This window comes from Pseudoalteromonas sp. TB25 (genome assembly GCF_000497995.1).
GTDB classification, from domain to species: domain Bacteria; phylum Pseudomonadota; class Gammaproteobacteria; order Enterobacterales; family Alteromonadaceae; genus Pseudoalteromonas; species Pseudoalteromonas distincta.
The window spans coordinates 21,231-40,895 of record NZ_AUTI01000331.1; the positions used below are offsets into that span (position 1 = coordinate 21,231).

The window sequence follows — 19,665 nt, forward strand, 5'->3', positions numbered from 1 at the left end:
CGCATCATATAGAAGCGACTACCCTAGTGCAAAGATAAAAACTATCTAAGATATTCTAAGTTGTTAACAAGTAAGGTCACTGTCTACGCGTGATATAGGCGTTTGGATCGTTGTAGTTGCAATCTTGTGTCGAATGGTTGCGAATTCAAGGGGATTTTAGATAAAAGTTAGTAAGACGTAAAAAGGCCAAGCAAATGCTTGGCCTTTCAATTTTTTAAATTTAGTAATTTAAATTATTCAGGGGCAACTTCAAGCGTTGTAAATAATGCATAACGTCCTGCATCTACGCCTTCTTCATTTACGGTAACCTTGTTAGAGGTTTCGATTAGGTATAGGCCTGGCTCTTTCCACGTAATTGTAAACATACCGTCTTTATCGGTCGTTACTTTTACTTCGCCACGCTCGTTACGGTAGCGTGTGTCGCCTTTTAAAATACTTACTTCAACGCCTTCACCAGCAGATTTACCATCTTGTAGTAACTGAAAACGTGCTTGTTCACCTACAAATAAATCGTTTGGATGCGTTGGACCGCTAAGCTCAAGGCCTAAACCAAGTTGTGCAGGTTTTGAGGTGCCATTTCGGCTTACAAATGTATCTACTGTTGAAACAACCTTCGTTGTGGTTACATCTTTTGCATTGCTAGGTAACTCGGCTTCTGTTTTTTTACCAAATACGCGCTTGCGCTTACCTTCTTCGTTTTTATAGAAGGTCATGTACATTGGCTTTTGGGTCATTGCAATGTGGTAAGTGCCTTGCTCTGTTAAGCTTACCGCAGCTGAGCTTTTACGCTTTAAGTAATAAGCACGAATGGTTTCAGATACTGGCTCACCATTAGGCGCAAGTGCCATTAATAATGTGTCGTCGTACTCGGCGCCTTTTTCTTTAGGTTTAAAGGCTTTGTCTGGTGCAAACATTTCGTTAGAGATACTAGCGTCAATCATTACGTAATGCGCTTTATCGCCTGATAAAGATGTATGCGAAGGTAGTAACCAACGTCCGTGTGCACTTGCTGAAGTTGACACTAAAGCAGATAAGCTCAATGCGCCGATTAATGCCGTTTTTAATAAATTAATTTTCATTGTATTTCCTTAAATTCAAATGATTAAGTAGCAGCTACTTAGTGCTTACAGTGACGAAGCTTTTAGAAAACTCGTTTTTACCATCAATTGTTAGTTTGCCTGATTTAGTTAAATCGAGCTCAACGCGGGTGTAGTCTCTGCCGCCTTCTTCGCGTACAACTTCAATATTTAGTAAGTATTTACCTGGTTTTACTGGGTTACCGTCTAAATCATTACCTTGCCAATTTATGGTGTAAGTACCTGCGCGTTTTGTTGCGCCGCTAATGCCGTCAAAGTTGGCATCGCTTTTACCGGCTTTACGCCACCATTGGCGTAAGTCTTTAAACCATTCTGCTTTTTGCACCCAAAGTGCAAGCGTTGTAACGTGTTTGCGCTCTGGTGTTTCAAGCCAAACTGCAACGTATGGGCGGTGATACGGTTGTACTTCTAAGTCAGGAAGTGTTAATTCAACCTCTAGCTGTGGTGTTTTTGCATGCGCCGTTGTTTGAAAAAACGCAGCTACGAGCAGTAATGCGGCGCTTATAAATAATTTAAATTTAACCATTAAGACACTCCTTTTATTTGTGGAACCCAACATAAATAAATAACCAGTGGAGTTGCCACTCCGAGTACGGTTATCCATATTCCTGCTAAGCGTTTTTTTCTATTTTGAAACAAAATAATCATGCCGGTGATGGCAAATAAAATCATTAGTACGGCAGATATATCAATTACCCAACTCCATACTTCACCGCTGTGGCGGCCTTTATGTAAGTCGCCAATAAGGCTTAAAAAGCCACCTGTTTGGTAATCAAGATTTAGCTCGCCAGTTGTAAAATCAAGCTCTGCGTAGGCAAACCCAGCAGGCAGTGGGTAGTCGAGCATGACAAGCGCGTCTTCTTTTTCCCACTCAATGCTTTTTACTTTTGTAAGTGCATATTGCTCGGCTAGGTAAGCTTCTATTTCAGGGTAAAGCGTTGGCAGCGTATTTAGCTGCTCATTCGCTTTGGTAACTAGCTCTGCTGGAATTACCGCCGTTACTTGGCCATTATTTTTATCGTTTTTAAGCCAATCAATATGGTTGAGCACAATGCCGCTAACGCAAAATAAGATAAGCAAAAAAAACAAAGCTGTAGAAATATAAATATGTAGAGCACGGCTTGTGCTATACAAAGCCCGCTTGTTAATAAACGACATAAAAACAGTAAATAAATTAAATTTACAGCATGATAATGATTTGCATTAGCTATTACAAATTTACTTACTTATCTTTACATAAAAACTTTAAAACAAAGGCGGTAAGCAGGTAAAAAATGAATATTTAACGCTTAGGAGGGCTGGAAGGTCTTAAAATAAGGTAAATCATTACCAATACTTCTATTACTGCAACGAGATAAATAACCCAAATAGGGGCGGCTGAATACAGTAAAAATGTAAATCCAATTAACATGCCAATGGCGGCGTAGCATTTGGCTTTTACAGGCACTACTTTATGGGCTTGCCATTGCTGCAAAGTTACACCGTAACGAGGGTGGTTTAACAGCCATTGTTCAAGCGCGGGTGATGAGCGAGTAAAGCAGGTGAGCGCTAAAATAAAAAATATAGTGGTAGGCATGACCGGCAGCACAATGCCAATAATACCCAAGGCTACAAGTATTAAGCCAAGTGCTTTAAACCATAAGTTTTTATAACAAATAAACACTGCTTTTATATTCACTTAGGCTCTTTTTAGTAATGGCTGATACTTTCGATTGTAGGCCAAATAGTTATAAAATCGAAGTGTAAAAACATAAAAAAGGGCAAACTAAGTTTGCCCTTTTAAATTTATAAAATAGGTTTTACTTATCTAGAAGTAGTAACCTACGTTGATGTTAAAGCGACGCTCTGTATCGCCATCACCAATAATTGTTCCGCCAATAAATGGCTGGTTACGTGCTTGAATAAAGTCAAAGTACGTAAATAACGGGCCTGCTGATACGCTCATACCTGTTACGTTCATCCATGTATCTGCACTGTCGTCAGATTTGTCATAAATGATCCCGTAATCGTTGTAAAACTGTACGCCTGTTATAGGGCCTAAATCAACCGATAGGTCGTAAGCTACGTTAAAGTTAGTCATGGTAGCTTCGCTTGATACGGTGTCGTAGTAGTCAAACGCACCTACAACAAAGCGGTTGCTGTTGTCGTCTAGGTCGTAGTCGTACTCACCGTGCTGAAATTGAATATTCCAGTTATTTATTTGGCTGTTTACGTGGAACGCCCATGCGCCGTAGTTACCTGCACGGTCGTTACCATCATGTAAGCCACCGCTTAATAGTGATACACCCACATCGGTTTTAGCGTTTTCGCCATGCTCAATTTGGTACACTGTACGAGCTGCAAATGTGTTGTATTCACCAAGGCGAGAGCCAGGTGCATCGTATGTGCCTTCGGTTGTTGCACGGCTACCAACTATATCAAAAGAGTAACGCTCGTTAACTTCAGAGCTGCCATCAACGCCGCCTACTTCATCATTTTTGAAAAAGCCTAGGTCTAGTTTCCAGTTATCTTTTAGTTTACGGTTTACTGTTACACCCAAGTCAAAGTCGTCTTCTAGGCCAACATAGTAGTTAGTGCTAAAAAAGTAGCTGTGTGAGTTGTATGGGCCATTACCAAAAGGGACAGGTGCAATACCAGCTTGTGCTTCCCAGCCATCAGTAAATTCGTAACCTAAGTATGCATACTTAACAATGGTCATGTAATCGTAAAAGCGAAAATCACCATTAACAGAAATATCGTTTATTTCGCCAGATAAGTTAATGCGAAATACTTCAAAGTCTAAGTCGCCGCTACGATCTTGAGTGTCTTCATCGTATGAATTAGTGCTGTAATTAAAACGCACTGCGCCACCAATTTTAACGCCTTCGTCTTTTTTCTCAGATTCGGCGGCAGCAACAACAACTTCTTTGTTATCAGCTTTTTTACTAATTTTTGCAACTTCTTGCTTGTGTTGCTCATTAATTTTTTGCTGTTTTGTTTTTTCATCAGCTAACTTATTTTCAAGCAGTTGCATTTGTTGCTTTAACTGCTTAAGTTGGCTTTGTAACGTGTCTAGATCATCAGACGCATAAGAAGTACTTGTAACACCACCTAGAACTAGTGCTAGTGTTAATTTTGAGAGTTTAGTCATAATTGCCGCTCAGATTTTGATTAAAAAAATAAAAAATTCAAGACGTAAAAAAACGCCTTACGTTTAGGGTAAGTACAAAAACTATGTATTTTTTTTATTATTTATTCTTTAGGAGCTTGAGTAAGCGCACCAACTTCTAGAAGGGGCGATGCATCTAATTTATCTGCATCCATCATTGCGGCTACACGCTGCATTGATGAGAGTAAAAGGCTCTGTTCCCATTCAGCAAGTGCAGAAAACTTTTCAATAAAGTGTTCTTGCAATGGCTGAGGTGCTTTATCAAGTAACTCTTTTCCTTTATCGGTGAGGTATAAGCTCACTCTGCGTTTATCCATTTGACTGCGTACGCGTGTTACTAAGTTTCTGCTTTCTATTCTGTCGAGAATATTGGTGACCGTTGCTGGGCTTAAATTTACATTTTGAGCAATACGGCTCGCCGTTATTCCATCGGTTTTTTGCACTTCTTGCATTATAAGCAATTGTGGGCCAGTTAAACCCGAAGTTTTATTTAGCTGCTTAGAATGTAAGTCAATCGCGCGGATAACTTTACGTAAAGAAACCAATAACTCGTCATATTTTTGCATTTGCTTATCTCGTCGATGGGGCGGTAGTTTGCCGTAATCGCGAAATGTTACACATCAAATAAATTGAATTCAAATAATATATTGTACTTTAGCCCGCTTTTATTGGTTTTTAATAGTTAGAGCAGTAACTAATGTAAAATTATATTGTTTAAATATTGGTAAATTTTCTTAGCACCTTGTGTGCATTAAGTTGCGCACAGTACGTATGTTGTGAATAATTGGCAAGTCTTATTGTATAGACTTTAGTATTATTCATTTACAGCTGTTAGTACAAAGTAATTGTTTGTGAGTTTACTGTATATGTATTAATCGGCAATGAACAAATTCAGCAATCAATATTTAATATCAATAGCGTATACTTTAAGCATGCATTATTGTTTAGATGTAAACATTAAAAATCTTTAGTATCAGTATTATAGGGGAAGGTATGAAATTATCGCCATCAGTTAGCATTGAGCAAAGCGAATCCGGACTTGAGTTTATTAAAGTAGCTAGTGAAAAGTGCGACGCAAAAATATTTTTGCAAGGTGGGCAAATTACCGAGTTTATCCCTAAAAATAACAAGCCACTTATTTGGGTTTCACAAGAGGAAACCTATCAAGAAGGGGCGAGTATTCGAGGCGGTATTCCTATTTGTTGGCCGTGGTTTGGTACACACGCTAATGATGGGTGGCCTGCCCACGGTTTTGCGCGCACAAGCGTATGGCAAGCCGATGAAGTACACGAATCTGATGAGCAAATTACAGTTAGTTTAAAGCTCCCTATGAAACTTGTTAATACAACGTATTGGCCGCATCAGTCCGCATTAAAAGTTGAGTTTATATTAAGCGATAAATTACAGGTTCGCTTAACGACCACTAACTTAGGAAGTGTGCCATTTAGCTTCACTCAAGCACTGCATACCTATTTTCCAACCTCAGATATTACAAACACCCATGTTGATGGTTTGCAAGGCGCGCAATATATTGAGTTTAGTGAAGGGCCATTTGTACAAAATGATGTTGTAAGCTTTAATCGCGAAACCGACATGGTTTATACACAAGCAAGTACAATGCAAAGCATTAATACGCCAGAAGGTGTTATTAATGTGAGCCGCGAAAACTCAAGTTCGTGTGTGCTGTGGAACCCATGGATAGAAAAGTCAAAACGCTTATCTAACTTTGCTGATGATGAATATAAAACAATGCTGTGTCTAGAGGCCGCTAATGTACTGACAGATAAAGTAACGCTTGAGCCAAAACAAAGCCACACATTAATAACCACCATTAGTTGGTAAGCTAGTCATAATTAAAAGCAGAAATAGGGACAAATAGTGTTTAACAATCAACAAATAATGGATTTGCCAAAGCATAGTGATATTAGCTTTAAGCCATTGGCTGATAAAGCCTTATTACATACACAACTTAGCTCGCTTCTGTTTTATGTACCGCTAATTGGAGCGCTTATTGCTGTTTGTTATTTTAATGAAGCCTTTGCTAATAATGCACAAACGTATTTGCTAATTGGTATGCCAATTTTGGTAGCCGTATCTATGGCGTACAACATAATAAGTGTGAGGTTGCGAGGTTTTGCAGTACGAGAACATGACATTGCTTTTAAAAAAGGCGTTATTTGGCAACAAGTGACGGTATTACCTTTAGCGCGTGTACAGCATATGGAAATACACCAAGGGCCAATAGAGCGAAAACTTAGTCTTGCGAGCATTAAATTATTTAGCGCTGGCGGTGTAAGTGCCGATTTACAAATTAGTGGGCTAACCCATGATGATTGTAAAAATATGCGCCAATTTGTACAAAACTACCGCCAAGACGATGCAACTACTCAGGCAGCTTTAGTCGATGAGTAATACAACTATCGAAGATAAAGCCAGCCCTATTTACTGGCAGAAAGTATCGCCCTGGGCACTTTTATACTTTGTTGTGCACTTTGGTGTGCGCTTTGTAAAAGATGGCCTTTTAAACTTACTGCCCATGCTTGTCGTGTTTGTTACTCAAGTAGAAAATAAGTTGTTTTGGGCGCAGGTTGCAGGCGGTATTGCACTAATTTTGCTACTTGTTTACTCATTTTTATATTATTTAAATTTTAAGTTTAGTATTAGTAGCGACAACGAAATATTGCTTAACAAAGGTGTATTTAAAAAAGAGCGACTTACGCTTAAATTTGGCCGTGTGCAAAACGTTAATATTGCCGAGCCGTTTTATTTTACCCCCGTAAACTTAGTTAATTGTATTTTTGATGCCGCTGGCAGTGTGTCGCAAGAAGTTGTTTTACCTGGTGTTACTAAAGTTTATGCACAGCAAATGCGTAAACAAATATTTGATTTTAAAGCGCAGCAACAGCAAGAAGCACCAAATACTGAACAAAGCGAAACAGACACTATCGAAAACAGCCTAAGCATTAGCAATAAAGAAATAGCCAAATTTGGTTTAATGTCGAATATGGCTATTTTAGCAATCGCTGCTTTTGCCCCTTTTATAAACCTAATTGTTGATTTTTTAGAGAAGCAAATTATTGCGAAAGTAGAAGGCTTTTATCAACAAGAGCTTGGTATGCTGGCAAGTGCTGCTGCTTTTGCGATGATCACCTTAATTGTTTTGCTAGTTTTGGTAGCGGTGATGCTATCGGTGACTATGTCGCTTATTCGCTTTTATAATTTTGAGCTTTATTTTAAAGGTCAAAAATTTAAACGTATTGCTGGCTTGTTAGAGCGCCATCAGCTTTCAATGAGCATGGACAAGGTGCAATCTATTGTTATTAAACAAAACCTAATGGGGCGATTACTAAAGCGATTTACCGTTGAGTGTTTACAAGCAAGTAGCGGCGGNTAGCAGCCGGTGTTGCAGCTAAAAAAAATAAACAAACGTTAGTATTACCTGTATTAAATAGCGAACAAGTTGATAGTGTATGCCAATGGATTTACCCGTGGTTTAATAGTAAAAAACTCGCTTTTAAGCGCGCAGAGCGAGCGCTTTTGTATAAAAATTTAGGTTTTTATTCACTGTTACCCAGTGTATTAGTGTTTGGCTTTTGTTTTATTGCTGATATTAATACTTTGATAAGCCTTGGTGTTTTGGTGGGGTTTTCTGGCTTGGTGACTTTGTCGTATCAGCGTTATGGTTATTACATGCATGAGGATAATGGTCGATTTTACATGGTTGTACGCAAAGGTATGATTGGCGTTCATTACCGTGTTTTTGAGCTTTATAAAGCGCAAAGTGCGCGCAGTATAAGTACGTACCTAATGAGAAAGTCAGGCTTAAAAAGCCTGTATATACAACTTGCTTCAGGCTTTGTATTTATGCCCTACATAAAGCAGCAAGATGCTGACTTTATTATTGATTTTACAATTAAGCAGATTGAGTCAGATACTCGCAGCTGGATGTAAATTCCCCTAATAAAACATGTGGAAATACCCATTTTAACATGTTTTATTACATTTTCTTACTGCCCATGAAAGACATTTAATAATACCCTAGATGGTATTAAGGAATTATTTTAGGGACGCTCATGAAAAAAACACTTATCGCATCAGCTTTATTACTAGCAGCACCGATCTTTGCAGCCGATTGGCAAACTATTCATACCGAACATTTCAACATTCACTACAGTGTTGAGCATGCTGATTTTGCTAAATCAACTGCAGCAGAGCTTGAAATAGTACGCACCAAAGTGCTTGAGCAGCAAAACCGAGCACTTGATAAAACAGTTGATGTAGTGGTGTTTGATCCCCTAAATGCGGCAAATGGCTTTGCGCTACCTACCTCAAATAATCCTGTAATGGCACTTTTTACAACCCCACCACAATCCGACACCGTTATATCAAACAGCTCTGGCTGGCAGCAGTTGCTTGTGTTGCATGAATATATTCACTTAGTGCACTTAGCACAGCCTACACGCAATCACTGGCAGCAGAAAGTACGTGGTATATGGGATTTATACGACTTAACCTACAGTGATACGCCGCGCTGGGTAGCCGAAGGTTATGCCACATTGATTGAGTCTAAAATGACGGGGCGTGGACGTTTGTTTGATAACTACTCAGAGTCAATACTGCGAGAATTTGCTCAGCAAGGTGCTTTGCCAACCTATGGGCAATTAAATGGCGAGCAGGGCTTTATGGGCGGCTCAATGGCGTATTTAATGGGTAGTCGCTTTTTAAATTGGCTAGAGCAAAACTATTCAGAGCAAACACTCGATAGTGTTTGGACGCGAATGCAAGGCGTAAAAACGCGTGATTTTGATGAGGCATTTAGCGGTGTGTTTGGGCAAAGTGCAGCCAAGCTATATCGCCGATTTATAGCTGAATATACCTATAAAGCAATGCAAATAGAGCAAGGGGAGGTGTTACTTAATAGTGAACTTTGGCTTGAGCTTAACTTATATGCAAGTAACCCAGCACTTTCAAAAGATGGTAGTAAGATTGCGATTGTTGAGCGAGATAAAGAGAGTAATACCAAGCTTGTAATTTATAGCACGGACGACAACATAAAGGCGCAAGAAGAGTTTACTAAAGCGCAAAAAGAGCTACTCGAAAACGATGCACAAGACATCCCCGATACAGCGCCAAGTGTGTTTAAGCGCGAACAAAAACAAGTGCTTAATCAAATTAATCGAGCCGGTATTGCAAACCCGCAATGGGTAAATAACACAACGTTGTATTTTAATGCGTACAGCAATGAAGAGTCGGGTATTTATAACAAAGTGTCTGACATATTTAGCTATAACACTGACACTGGATATATCACACAGCTTACCAAACTTGCTGGTATACGACGATTTAGCGTAACCAGTAACGGTGATACCTTGTATGGCGAGCAAATAAGAGATGGCTACTCTGAATTAGTAAAGGTTGATCTCAATACGCAAACCACCACACCATTATTTACAAAAAGCCTTGAGACAACTTACGATTACCCAATACTCAGTCCTGATGAAACTAAATTAGCTTATTTATCAACGTCATTAAATGAAAATTGGCAATTGTATATACAAGGTATAAACGGCGAACAACAGCTGTCAGTACCTATGCCAAACGGGTATCAATATTTAAGTCAGCCTAGCTTTAGCCATAATGGCGAGTCACTTTACTTTGTTGCAGGCTTAAATAGCGCTACTGATATTTATAACTACAACATAGAGAGTAAAAAACTCACCAAGTTAACCCAAGGGCAGGAAGCCGTTGCCCACCCGATTGAAATGGCCGATGGCTCGTTACTCTATTTTTCGATAACCGCAGATGGGCCAAATGTAAAAACATTGCCAAAAGCTATAAACAGCACTGTAGTTACTGAATTTTCGGCTAATAAAAAAGCACCGCTGCTCATTGTAAACGAACATACGCTTCCAAAAGCTAAAATATATACGCATCAAACAACGCAGCAAACAAATTACAACGTGCTCGAGCAGCACGCTACTTTTGCACTAGGGACGCAGTATTATTCGGCTTCTACCAGTTTGTTAGATTTAAGCATTAAAAGTAGCGATTTATTAAAACAGCTCGACTTGCAAGCGGGATATAGCACTGATTTACACGATGGAGCACTGCACGGTGGTTATGTGCAGGCAAAATATAATGCGCTTGATGTAAAACTGAAACTTGCACTGTTTGACTATAATTTAAATACATCGCGCCAGTATGAGCAAAGTCTAAATGCAGATATGGATGCCCGTGGTGGTTTTGCTGCAATAAGTTACCCTGTTAAATTTGGGCAGCTAAGTTTAACGCCGGAGCTTGCCTACAATTACACTGATTATAAACAACACCATAAAAATTGGACGCGCTTAGGCGTTGCCCAAAGTTGGCAATATGATCGTCAAGACTTTGTGATAGGCCAAAGCCTTTATGCAAGTTGGTACGATGGCAGTAGTAAAAGTAATAGTTGGCAAGGTTACGATTTAGTCGCCAAAATTTTTGGTAAAGCGTTTGGTATTCCTCTTTATGCAAATTTTTCTCAAAAACAACGTGATGACAGCAGCCTTGCATTAGGTGGCTTTAGCTCAAATCTTATTAATCAGCAGCAAGATAGTGAATATGTACTTTCATCTGAGCTGCCTTTTTATAGCGCAGCTGCAAAGCGCTATCAAGGTTACGGTGGCGGCTTTAGCTTTAAAGAAGGCATGCCGTGGCTTTATTACAAGCAGCATCAACTCGACGGCACCGTATATGCACAAAGTTACGGGATAAAACACCAAGGTGATTTTAGTTTTGGAATGGGGCCTGCTGGTATAAATGACTTAATATTTAATATGGGACTGTCGCGAGTAGAAGGCGACAGTTTTGAGGATGAAATGCGAGCGTGGCTGAGCTTTTATTATTCGCTATAAATATTAATTGGCTAAGTTACTTATCCATCTGCAAGGATAGTAACTTAGCTTGATATACATCGATTTTTTGGTTATCACGTTCTAGTTCGATAGCTTTCTCAAGCAAGGTTTGTGTTTGTTTAATATTACCTTGTTGATAGCGAACTTTTGCGAGTTCCAAGTATAACTCAGCAATGTAAGGCGCTTTAGTAATAGCTTGCTCAAGGTGTGCTTTAGCCTGATGAGCATGGCCAGCTTGTAAGTTGTTTTTAGCGATTACTAGTAATTCATATGGGTCTTTTTCTTTATTAACTAATTGTGACGTGAGCTCTTTAACAAGCTCTTTGTCGCCTAATTTTTTAGCTAAAAGCTGATAGTTGCTGATTAAATTAATGCTTATTTCATTATTACTAAGTGCTGTTTGATAGATATTTTTAGCGCTTTGTAAATCACCTGCCCGACGATGCAAAACGCCCGCTATATTAAATAATTCAGGATCATTGGGAGTGTATTTGTTTGCTTGTAGAATAAGTGAGTAAGCAATATCCAGCTGTTTGTCTGCTAGCGCTGTTGCAGCTAAATTACTGTAAAACTTAGAAACTAAATCGTTATAATCTGCACTGCTTGAATAAAAGCTGCGACGGGTAGGAAAGTAGTCGATTAATGTGCCAGCTCTGAAAAATTCAACAATATTATCATCTTTTTTCTCTACTTTTGGGGCGTATACTCTTGTTCTAAAGTGGCTTGCTACATAAACAACATTATTTTCTTTTGCGTATACAGGCTGACTTGTTACTTCTTGAAAGCTCGTTTCTAATCCGAGAGCTTGTGCATAGCTTTGTGTTAAAACAGCTAAGCTAATGCAGTTGCCTTGCGAAAGTTTTAAGGCTTGGGCTGAAGTAAGTGTATCGCCGTGGTATTTAAAGTTAGCTAAGTTGCTTTCGAGGTAGTTGTAAATAATGCGGTCATGACGGATTTCAGACTGTTTTTGTTTTTCGGCATAGGCTAAAAATTTTTCTTTTTCAGCATTTGGCAGCTCGAAAATACTGTACTCAGAAGGAGTGTCGAGTTTATTAAACAAAGAATGGTTTAATAGTTGTTCAAGCTCTATTTGTTGTTCTACTTGGTGAACCTTGGTTGTGTTACATCCAACTAAATATAAAAAAGTAATACAGACTGCTATTTTATAAAACATCATAAACCCACTCCATTGTTAAATTTTACATTACAATGTGGTGGGTTTTTAATCAAGCACTTGCTGTACTGCGTTTACTTGAGCGATTTTTTTGTGATTGTTTTTTACGTTTACGGCGGGNCCACAAGTAAAAACCAGTACCTGCTAGCCACACTGGGCTCAAACCAATTACGCACCACAGTATTTTACTTATTAGCCCTGCAAAGTAGCCAAAATGAAGTTTTCTAAAGCTATCAATTACTTGCCAGCCAACGCCTACTTCGCGAATATCCCAGTTAGTTAAATGTTCGCCTGTATGCTTATCGTAGCTAACCGTATTAGCGTATTCGCTCGCAAGCGGGTTATTTGTATCGACTTCGCCGAATAAGGTGATATTTTCGTCAGGCTCGAGTGGCATAACTAAAAACGTACCATTAAAAGTGGGTATTTGCTTTTTACTGTCATCGAGTATGTGTTGAAACGAAATATCGCTACTGTGCAAGTTTTTGGTTAGTACAAAGTGCTCTTCCTCAGCGTGTTCAATAACTTCGTGATACCACACCGCCCAGTTAAAGTAGCCACCTGTAATAGCTAAAATAATAATGATGGGCGACCCTATCACCCCAGTCATTTTATGAATGTCGCTAAGTACAATTTGCAGTGTTGCACGCCAGCGCACACTAAATAGGCGCTGCCAAAATTTACGATAAATAATAAGTCCTGTAATACCTAATACCAATAAAAACAGAGCAAAAAAGAAGCCTAGTACTGTGCCTGTTTGCCCTGGCAGGTTTTTAAAGTCGTTAAGTAAAAAGGTGTAATGCAGTTCTAAAAACCAATCAGTAAAATAATGGCTGGTACCAACAGGCTCTGACAAAATGTCACCCGTATACTGGTTTAAATGAAACTTATACCATTGCTCTGTCCCGCGTTTAACTAAGTAAACCCGATCAGCAGTATCATCGTTAAATATCTCCCAACTACCTACTACATACTCAGGGTAAGCAAGCTCTGTTTTTGCGATTAATTTGTCGATTGGCATGCGCTCTGGCAGTGCTTTTACAACATAGTGACTGCTTGGCATAAGTAAGCCATCTATTTCACTTTTAAAAACTAATACGCTCCCTGTAATACTAATAACAACCAAGGGAATGAGAGCTATAAGAGCGATCCAACTGTGAATTTTAAAAAGAGTTTTTCTCATAGATAGTTTTATATATTGCAGTTAATGACTTGCGCATGATAACAACTATCATTTTCATTTAATAGCTTGTGAGTAGGTTTCCTATTAAATAAGTAAACCGTGAACTTAATTCTACGGTTTTTGTATACCTAGCTTGCCAGTACCTAAAATAAGAATGTCTTATTTAGTTGAGTTAAATTTACGCGGCTCTACAATGCCGCGCTCATAGTAAAAGCCTTTTAAAAACAGATGTTTATTAAATGTTTTTATTTCTGTTTTTAATTAACATTTATATAACGAGCGAGGTTGCTTTGGCGCATTATTTGCCTATATTGTCTTCTTTTATTTTGGTTTTTAGTTTTTTACCATTACTAAACAAAATTCGAAAAAATCGTAGTGTCTCTGGTTTGTCACTATTAATGATGACATTTGGATTAGCACAAAGCCTTTATTTTATAACCTACAATATTTTCTTTGAGCGCTATTATATTGCGTTACCATTTATTGTAACCGGTGCGTTAAGCGGGCTTATTTTATATTTTTTTGCACGTTTCAATGCAGCTAAACGAGAACGTGTACAGCTGGTTACTATGCTAGGTTTTTCGTTACTGCCTTTTTCACTGCTTTTAAATTCAAGCCTTGATACTGCAACGGTATTAAGCGCTTTAACGTATGTTGGTCTTGTGATGAGTTCGGTACGTGTTATGCCGCAAACTTATAAAACATTGCGTACGGGTAATGTGAGTAATTTAAGCGCGCGATACTTTAGCTTGCAGTTTATTGCTGGTATTTGCGGCTTAGTTGTTGAGCTTACAACAGTTGCTCCAAGCACGGCGCACTTACTTATGTTTATTATGCTATTGCTTACCAATGCTGTGCAATTTGGTTGTATGCAATATTATAGAATGCGACCTGTAATGGCTTAAAAACAAGCTACTTAAGTTCCTATTTAACCTAATTTATGGCAAATTACTTTATCTAACAAAAGGATAAAGTATGAATTGGAATCAGTTTGGGTATATATGCCGTGTTAATAGCTCTAAAACACTAAGTACAGAGCAAAAAGATGAGCTAAGTACACAGTCCCATTTAAATATGTATGCCAATAGCGGGTCGCATAGTAAATTAGCGCATAATCTGGTGACGCAAATTGCATCTCAAGATGAAGCAACATCGCAAAAGCAAGCTGTGTATTATCAATGTTTACCGGAATTAGTTAACGAATTTAAGTTTGAGCACAAGGGCTGGCTTAGTTACTTAACCATTGTATTTGTTATTTATGTTTTATCCTCTTTGTTGTATCAGTCTTTTGTTGTGCCTACTTTTGTAGAGATATATAGCAAGCATACTATTTCTTTAAATCATGTATTTGATGATTATTTTACGTACTGGTATGTGCCAATTATTTTACTCGTTTTATTGCTGAGTGTTATTTTTACCGTTATTTTAAAGCTAAAAAATGTAAGTGCTCTCACAGAGCTAAAGCCTTTTTCGGGTTTATTTAAATTTCTTATTCCTCGTCAATTAATTAATGAGTATAACTCTTTAATTACCACGCTATTATTTCCAAGTAATCATAAAAAGGGTGTTAAAGCCTCTACACCTCAAACCCAGCACTTAGCTCAATGCGAGCTGCTAGGTTTAGAAACCCAAGAAGAATTTAAAGTGTTATTAAAGCAGCAGCTAAAGTTACTTAATACACATATTAAAAGCTTTATAAGTAAGCTCGTTATTGTTTATGGTTTGGTCATTGTTGTGTCTATTTGCTTATTTGTGAAAGCGGCTTATCAACCACTATTTATGCTAGGAGAAGTGCTATGAGAACAAAAGGATTTACGTTAATAGAGTTGATGGTGGTGGTGTCTATTATTGGTATTTTAGCTGCGGTTGCGCTACCTCAGTACAGTAAGTATATACAACGAGCAGAACTTGTTGACCCACTTGCAATGGCTGCNCTGCCATTAGAGAAGACGTTACGGTTTATTATCTTGAAAACAGGCGTTTTCCAGCAAGTAATGAACAAGCAGGTGTGCCAGCAAGTAAATTTTTGATTGGCAATCGGGTAACGGGTATTACAGTTGATAATGGTGCTATTCATATTAGCTTGGGTAATAAAGCTTCACAGCTTTTGAAAAATACAGTTTTAACATTCAGACCGGCTGNGAGCCGGTGACTGGCATGCAAGCGGTTGGCGAAAATAAAACAACAGTACCAAAAGAAATTTTACCTTCAGCGTGTATATAAAATAGTTTGGGGAATTAAAATGCAATTAGCTATTCATCAAATTGATGCGTTTACGAATGAGTTATTTAAAGGTAACTATGCGGCAGTGATCCCACTAGAATCGTGGTTAAGTGACGATTTAATGCTAAAGATTGGCGCTGAGAATAACGTATCTGAAACTGCTTTTACCTACCAGCAAGACGATGGAAGTTTTGTTATTCGCTGGTTTTCGCCGTTGATGGAAATCGACTTTTGTGGTCACGCCACACTTGCGGCTGCCTATGTTTTATGTGAAGAGCATAACATATCGCAAATTCGCTTTGTTGCTGATGCGGTGGGCGAGCTAATCGTTAATAGAAACGCTGATGGCAGCTTTGCAATGACCTTTCCTAAACAAGCACCGGTTGAAGTGCAAAATGTACCGCAGCAATTGCTTGATGGCTTGTCTATACAACCGATTAAAGTGCTTAAAAATCGCCAAGCTTACTTTGCTATTTATGAAAATGCCGATCAAATACTTGAATTAAAAACTAGCTCAGAGCTTTTAAAAACGCTTTATCCACTTGATGTAGTGGCTACAGCACCTAGTGATGATTACGATTTTATATCTCGTTATTTTTGGCCTGCAAGCGGTGGCGATGAAGATTATGTAACGGGCTCAATTCATACTGGCTTGGCACCTTACTGGGCGCAGCAATTGGATAAAACTACGTTAAGTGCTTATCAGGCTTCAAGCAGAGGCGGGCATTTAATTTGCAAAGTGGATGATACAACCGTCACTTTGACCGGGCATGCTGTAAGGTATTTAAAAGGCACTATTTATATTTGAGCTGTGAATTAAGTTATAAAAAAGGCCACGTAAATCGTGGCCTTGGTTTACTCAATTAGTAGAGGTATTATGCTTCTAGCGCTTTTGCAATTAAGCGATCAATATATTTTTTATGCGCTTTAGTTGCTGTATCTGCACCCCAAGCAACACTGGTATCGGCTATTTGAGTTAGCTGATATAACGCGGCTGTTTTAGCCAAGTTATCGTATTTGCTTGCTTTGCCAAGACCTGCAATTGCAATTAACTGGTTAACATACTCAATTTGTAAGTTGTGACTAATAGAGTTTGCGTCTTTGCTTTTCACGAAAATGCTGGCGGTTAAATCTTCCATAAACTGAGTTAGGCTATATTCGTTACCGTACAGAGCTGTGTCAGAAATACGCAGTAATACCGCTGGGTGTAATAGCTGTGCAAGTACAGACTTTTGCATCCCTAAAATCATTTGGTGTGCTTTAGGGTCTTCATTTTTGCCGTAGTGATTAAAGCCACGACGTTGCAGCTGTAAGTAGCTATAAAGAGGTTGCATATTTTGTAGTACATCTGGCGCAAATACAAACTTGGCAAGTATATCCATTGCTTGTGTTTGACGCTCAAGCGATACCGGTGTAAATGGTTTATCTGCATTTGTATCACCCACTACAGCGCGCTCAACGTATACGCCACCAATCTGGCGAGAAACCACACCTGCTTGAGCTCGGTACTGACCAAATAAGCTATTAGCAGAGGTAACAAGCTGTTGGTAAGACTCACCTTTAACCGTTGCTTTATCTTTTAGCTCAGTAAATAGTTTATTAATTAGTGCCATACGATCTGCGCCATAGGCAGCAGGGTTTGATGACAAATCACCAATCATTACACGTGGATCGATATGGCGACCTGGTGCGCGCATATCGTCTGCATCGTTACCAAAGGCAAGGGCATGTTCACTTGAACGAGCAAGTATTTTTTCAAGTCGAGCTTGCTCAGCAGCTTCATCTGCAAGCGCTACGCTGTACCCATAGTTAATTGCCCAATCATCGTAAGGACCAGGTTTTGTTTGAAAAATATCACCTTGCTGCATACCAATTGGGGCAATGTTAGCGGGTGCATAATCCATAACAGAACCGGTTACTATGCCTTGTGTTTTGTTTTTATCGTGTACTTCTTTTTCATCCCACAAAATTGATGATTTCATATTATGGTTAAGACCTAAAGTATGGCCAACTTCGTGAAGTACCAATTGCGTTAGACCTTGGCGAAGCATTTCTTTATCTTCAATTTTGTCGCCGCTAGCAAGGCCTTTGGCAAGCATTAGATTTTGTTGAATCTCATGCCCAAGAGAGCAATTTAGCTCGCCGGTATTTGTTGTTTCACCGTGGCTCATTGTTCCTTGTGTGAAAAGTGTGTCGTAAATCCAGCGGTTTTTCATAAATACAAACTCAAGCATAATGTCTGAGCCCAGTATTTCGCCTGTTAATGGGTTAGCAAGTGCTGGCCCGTATCCGCCAAATGGAGGCTTAGGTGACGAAGTCCAACGCAGTACGTTGTAATTGATATCGCCCGCATCCCAGTCTGCATCATCTGGTTGTACTTTTACCTCTAAGGCATTTTTAAAGCCGGCTTTTTCAAAAGAGGTATTCCACGTTAAAACAGCGTCACGAATAGTATCGCGCCATTCAATGGGTGTGGTGTTTTCTATCCACCAAGTAATCGGTTTTACTGGCTCTGAAAGCGCTGCACTTGGGTCTTTCTTTTGTAAGTCCCAGCGTTTTATAACATCTTGATAAGGTGCCCAATCGGTAGATGTCATTTGATCAAATTGATTTGTAAAATAACCAATGCGCGCATCATCCATACGTGGTACGTAGTTATTGCTAGGTAGAGCGACAAACGAGTGCTGAACTTTTACCGATACGCTACGCGGGTCGCTTACTGCATTTGAGCCACGTACCGTTGGGCTTGGGTTAGTAAATACGTAATCAACAACTACGTCTAAGTTATTAGGATATGGACGTTGTTTAATAATGCGTGATTTTTTATCGTCTAGTTTACCTACTTTAAAGCGTTTTTTAGCGTTTTTATCTGCTGGATTTGGCGTAGGTGATACTTTATGAAGTGCTTCGCTTAAAAATAACTTATTTACATTAAATGCTATTTTACCGTCTTCTTCTTTTTCTATTTTAATGCTCGCAAGTACCGCTTCACTAATATTGGCATCACTCGCTTTTGAAATTGCACTGCTTTCGTCAAATTTGTAGCGAGGTGTTTTGCTAATAATATCGATACGGTCAAAGTATTTTCTAAATTCAATTAATTTAGTTTCGCGGTACGAACCACGATAATGGCCTGCATCTGTAACGCCATCGACAGTGTGCGCAAAATACACAAACGGCGTATTGAGTTGGGATTCGTTAATCACCATAAGGTGCTTACCGGTTTTTTCGTCTTGATAAAGGCTAAATATACCGGCAAATTCGGTTTGTCCTTTGATCATTTCGCTAAGTGTTTTTGACTCTTTTTCGTCTTTTTTATCGGCTGCAAATGCATGGCTGCCAAACGCTAAGCTAAGCGCAAGGGTGATGGTCGTTAATTTCATTTTGAGACTTTTAATATTTGTTAATTTAATTGGACTGTACGTAAATTAATTTAATTTCGCACATCTTCGCGATGAAATTTAAGTGTTTAACGCTAATAAACTGATATTAATGAATAAAAGTTTGTAACAAAATATAACGAATGAGGTGAGCTGCATGTGAAGTTATATTCTATAGCCCTAAATAGCAGCGGTTTATATGTATTTGCAACAGTTGCTTACAAATGTCACCTTAATGTTTCATATGGCTCTGGTATTATGGCGTTAATAGAATTTTGGGGATAATAGGATATGCAAACAAATTCACTTAGATGGGTTTTTCCATTTGTGGCGCTCATTGTTGGTGTTGTTGGCTTTATGGGAATCAATGCCATTGCAAAAGATCCAGAAAAAAAAGAAGTAATTGATACTCGTCCAACAGTGCAAGTTGAGCCAGTGATTGCAAACGATCACCAAGTTATTATTAATAGCTACGGTGAAGTAAAGCCTCTTGAAAATACACTGCTCTCGGCGCAGGTGTCGGGCGAGGTGTTAAGTTGGCATCCTAATTTTGTAGCCGGTGGCATAGTT

The 19,665-nt window shown here is 38.9% G+C and carries 15 protein-coding genes and 3 pseudogenes; 9 read left to right on the forward strand and 9 right to left on the reverse strand.

What is annotated here, in order from left to right; translation table 11 throughout:
- Positions 1-233 precede the first annotated feature (233 nt).
- The 6 genes from L652_RS0112925 to L652_RS0112950 form a co-directional block, all read right to left on the reverse strand.
- On the reverse strand, positions 234-1,079 hold the full coding sequence (locus tag L652_RS0112925; protein ID WP_024596099.1) for a DUF4198 domain-containing protein: 846 nt from the start codon (positions 1,077-1,079) through the stop codon (positions 234-236).
- A gap of 34 nt (positions 1,080-1,113) precedes the next feature.
- Positions 1,114-1,623 (reverse strand): DUF2271 domain-containing protein, encoded by a 510-nt coding sequence (locus L652_RS0112930; protein ID WP_024596098.1) that lies wholly within the window; start codon positions 1,621-1,623, stop codon positions 1,114-1,116.
- Complete coding sequence (locus L652_RS0112935) at positions 1,623-2,255, reverse strand: PepSY-associated TM helix domain-containing protein (protein ID WP_024596097.1); 633 nt, start codon at positions 2,253-2,255, stop codon at positions 1,623-1,625. The genes L652_RS0112930 and L652_RS0112935 overlap by 1 nt, the downstream gene beginning before the upstream one ends.
- A gap of 124 nt (positions 2,256-2,379) precedes the next feature.
- Positions 2,380-2,775 carry a YbaN family protein gene (locus L652_RS0112940; protein WP_024596096.1) on the reverse strand — a complete coding sequence of 132 codons (396 nt, stop codon included), beginning with the start codon at positions 2,773-2,775 and terminating at the stop codon, positions 2,380-2,382.
- Between the two features lie 129 nt (positions 2,776-2,904).
- On the reverse strand, positions 2,905-4,227 hold the full coding sequence (locus tag L652_RS0112945) for a hypothetical protein (protein ID WP_002960190.1): 1,323 nt from the start codon (positions 4,225-4,227) through the stop codon (positions 2,905-2,907).
- Positions 4,228-4,328: 101 nt separating this feature from the next.
- On the reverse strand, positions 4,329-4,811 hold the full coding sequence (locus L652_RS0112950; RefSeq protein ID WP_002960189.1) for a MarR family transcriptional regulator: 483 nt from the start codon (positions 4,809-4,811) through the stop codon (positions 4,329-4,331).
- Between the two features lie 427 nt (positions 4,812-5,238).
- On the opposite strand from L652_RS0112950, the gene L652_RS0112955 reads away from it, so the two are divergent.
- The 4 genes and pseudogenes from L652_RS0112955 (at position 5,239) to L652_RS0112970 (ending at position 11,135) form a co-directional block, all read left to right on the forward strand.
- Positions 5,239-6,087, forward strand: coding sequence for a D-hexose-6-phosphate mutarotase (locus tag L652_RS0112955; protein WP_024596095.1), 849 nt, complete (start codon positions 5,239-5,241; stop codon positions 6,085-6,087).
- 36 nt (positions 6,088-6,123) lie between these two features.
- The gene (locus tag L652_RS0112960; protein WP_024596094.1) at positions 6,124-6,657 is read left to right on the forward strand and encodes a PH domain-containing protein; all 534 of its coding nucleotides are present in this window, start codon (positions 6,124-6,126) and stop codon (positions 6,655-6,657) included.
- A pseudogene (locus L652_RS01000000123785) lies at positions 6,650-8,196 on the forward strand (PH domain-containing protein). The gene L652_RS0112960 and the pseudogene L652_RS01000000123785 overlap by 8 nt, the downstream one beginning before the upstream one ends.
- A 122-nt stretch (positions 8,197-8,318) precedes the next feature.
- Positions 8,319-11,135: a PD40 domain-containing protein gene (locus L652_RS0112970; RefSeq protein WP_024596093.1), complete on the forward strand. Its 2,817-nt coding sequence runs from the start codon at positions 8,319-8,321 to the stop codon at positions 11,133-11,135.
- 16 nt (positions 11,136-11,151) lie between these two features.
- Here the strand turns inward: L652_RS0112970 and L652_RS0112975 are convergent, their stop codons facing one another.
- Together L652_RS0112975 and L652_RS0112980 are read right to left on the reverse strand one after the other, a co-directional pair.
- Complete coding sequence (locus tag L652_RS0112975; RefSeq protein WP_024596092.1) at positions 11,152-12,312, reverse strand: tetratricopeptide repeat protein; 1,161 nt, start codon at positions 12,310-12,312, stop codon at positions 11,152-11,154.
- Positions 12,313-12,361: 49 nt separating this feature from the next.
- On the reverse strand, positions 12,362-13,492 hold the full coding sequence (locus L652_RS0112980) for a PepSY-associated TM helix domain-containing protein (RefSeq protein ID WP_024603491.1): 1,131 nt from the start codon (positions 13,490-13,492) through the stop codon (positions 12,362-12,364).
- Between the two features lie 290 nt (positions 13,493-13,782).
- Here L652_RS0112980 and L652_RS0112985 point away from each other — a divergent pair, with 290 nt between their 5' ends.
- The 4 genes and pseudogenes from L652_RS0112985 to L652_RS0113000 all read left to right on the forward strand — a co-directional run bounded on the left by L652_RS0112985 (position 13,783) and on the right by L652_RS0113000 (position 16,523).
- Complete coding sequence (locus L652_RS0112985; protein WP_033013459.1) at positions 13,783-14,397, forward strand: PQ-loop repeat-containing protein; 615 nt, start codon at positions 13,783-13,785, stop codon at positions 14,395-14,397.
- A 70-nt stretch (positions 14,398-14,467) separates the two neighbouring features.
- Entirely contained in the window at positions 14,468-15,292 is an 825-nt protein-coding gene (locus L652_RS0112990; RefSeq protein ID WP_024596841.1) for a hypothetical protein, read from the forward strand.
- Positions 15,289-15,715 (forward strand): annotated as a pseudogene (locus L652_RS1000000125725) (pilin). The gene L652_RS0112990 and the pseudogene L652_RS1000000125725 overlap by 4 nt, the downstream one beginning before the upstream one ends.
- Positions 15,716-15,734: 19 nt before the next feature.
- A complete protein-coding gene (locus tag L652_RS0113000) occupies positions 15,735-16,523 on the forward strand; it encodes a PhzF family phenazine biosynthesis protein (RefSeq protein ID WP_024595580.1) in 789 nt (262 codons plus the stop codon).
- Between the two features lie 67 nt (positions 16,524-16,590).
- Here L652_RS0113000 and L652_RS0113005 read toward each other — a convergent pair whose 3' ends face one another.
- A complete protein-coding gene (locus L652_RS0113005) occupies positions 16,591-19,098 on the reverse strand; it encodes a zinc-dependent metalloprotease (RefSeq protein ID WP_024595581.1) in 2,508 nt (835 codons plus the stop codon).
- A 288-nt stretch (positions 19,099-19,386) separates the two neighbouring features.
- Between L652_RS0113005 and L652_RS0113010 the strand changes: the two are divergent.
- Positions 19,387-19,665 (forward strand): annotated as a pseudogene (locus tag L652_RS0113010) (efflux RND transporter periplasmic adaptor subunit); the annotation flags it as partial.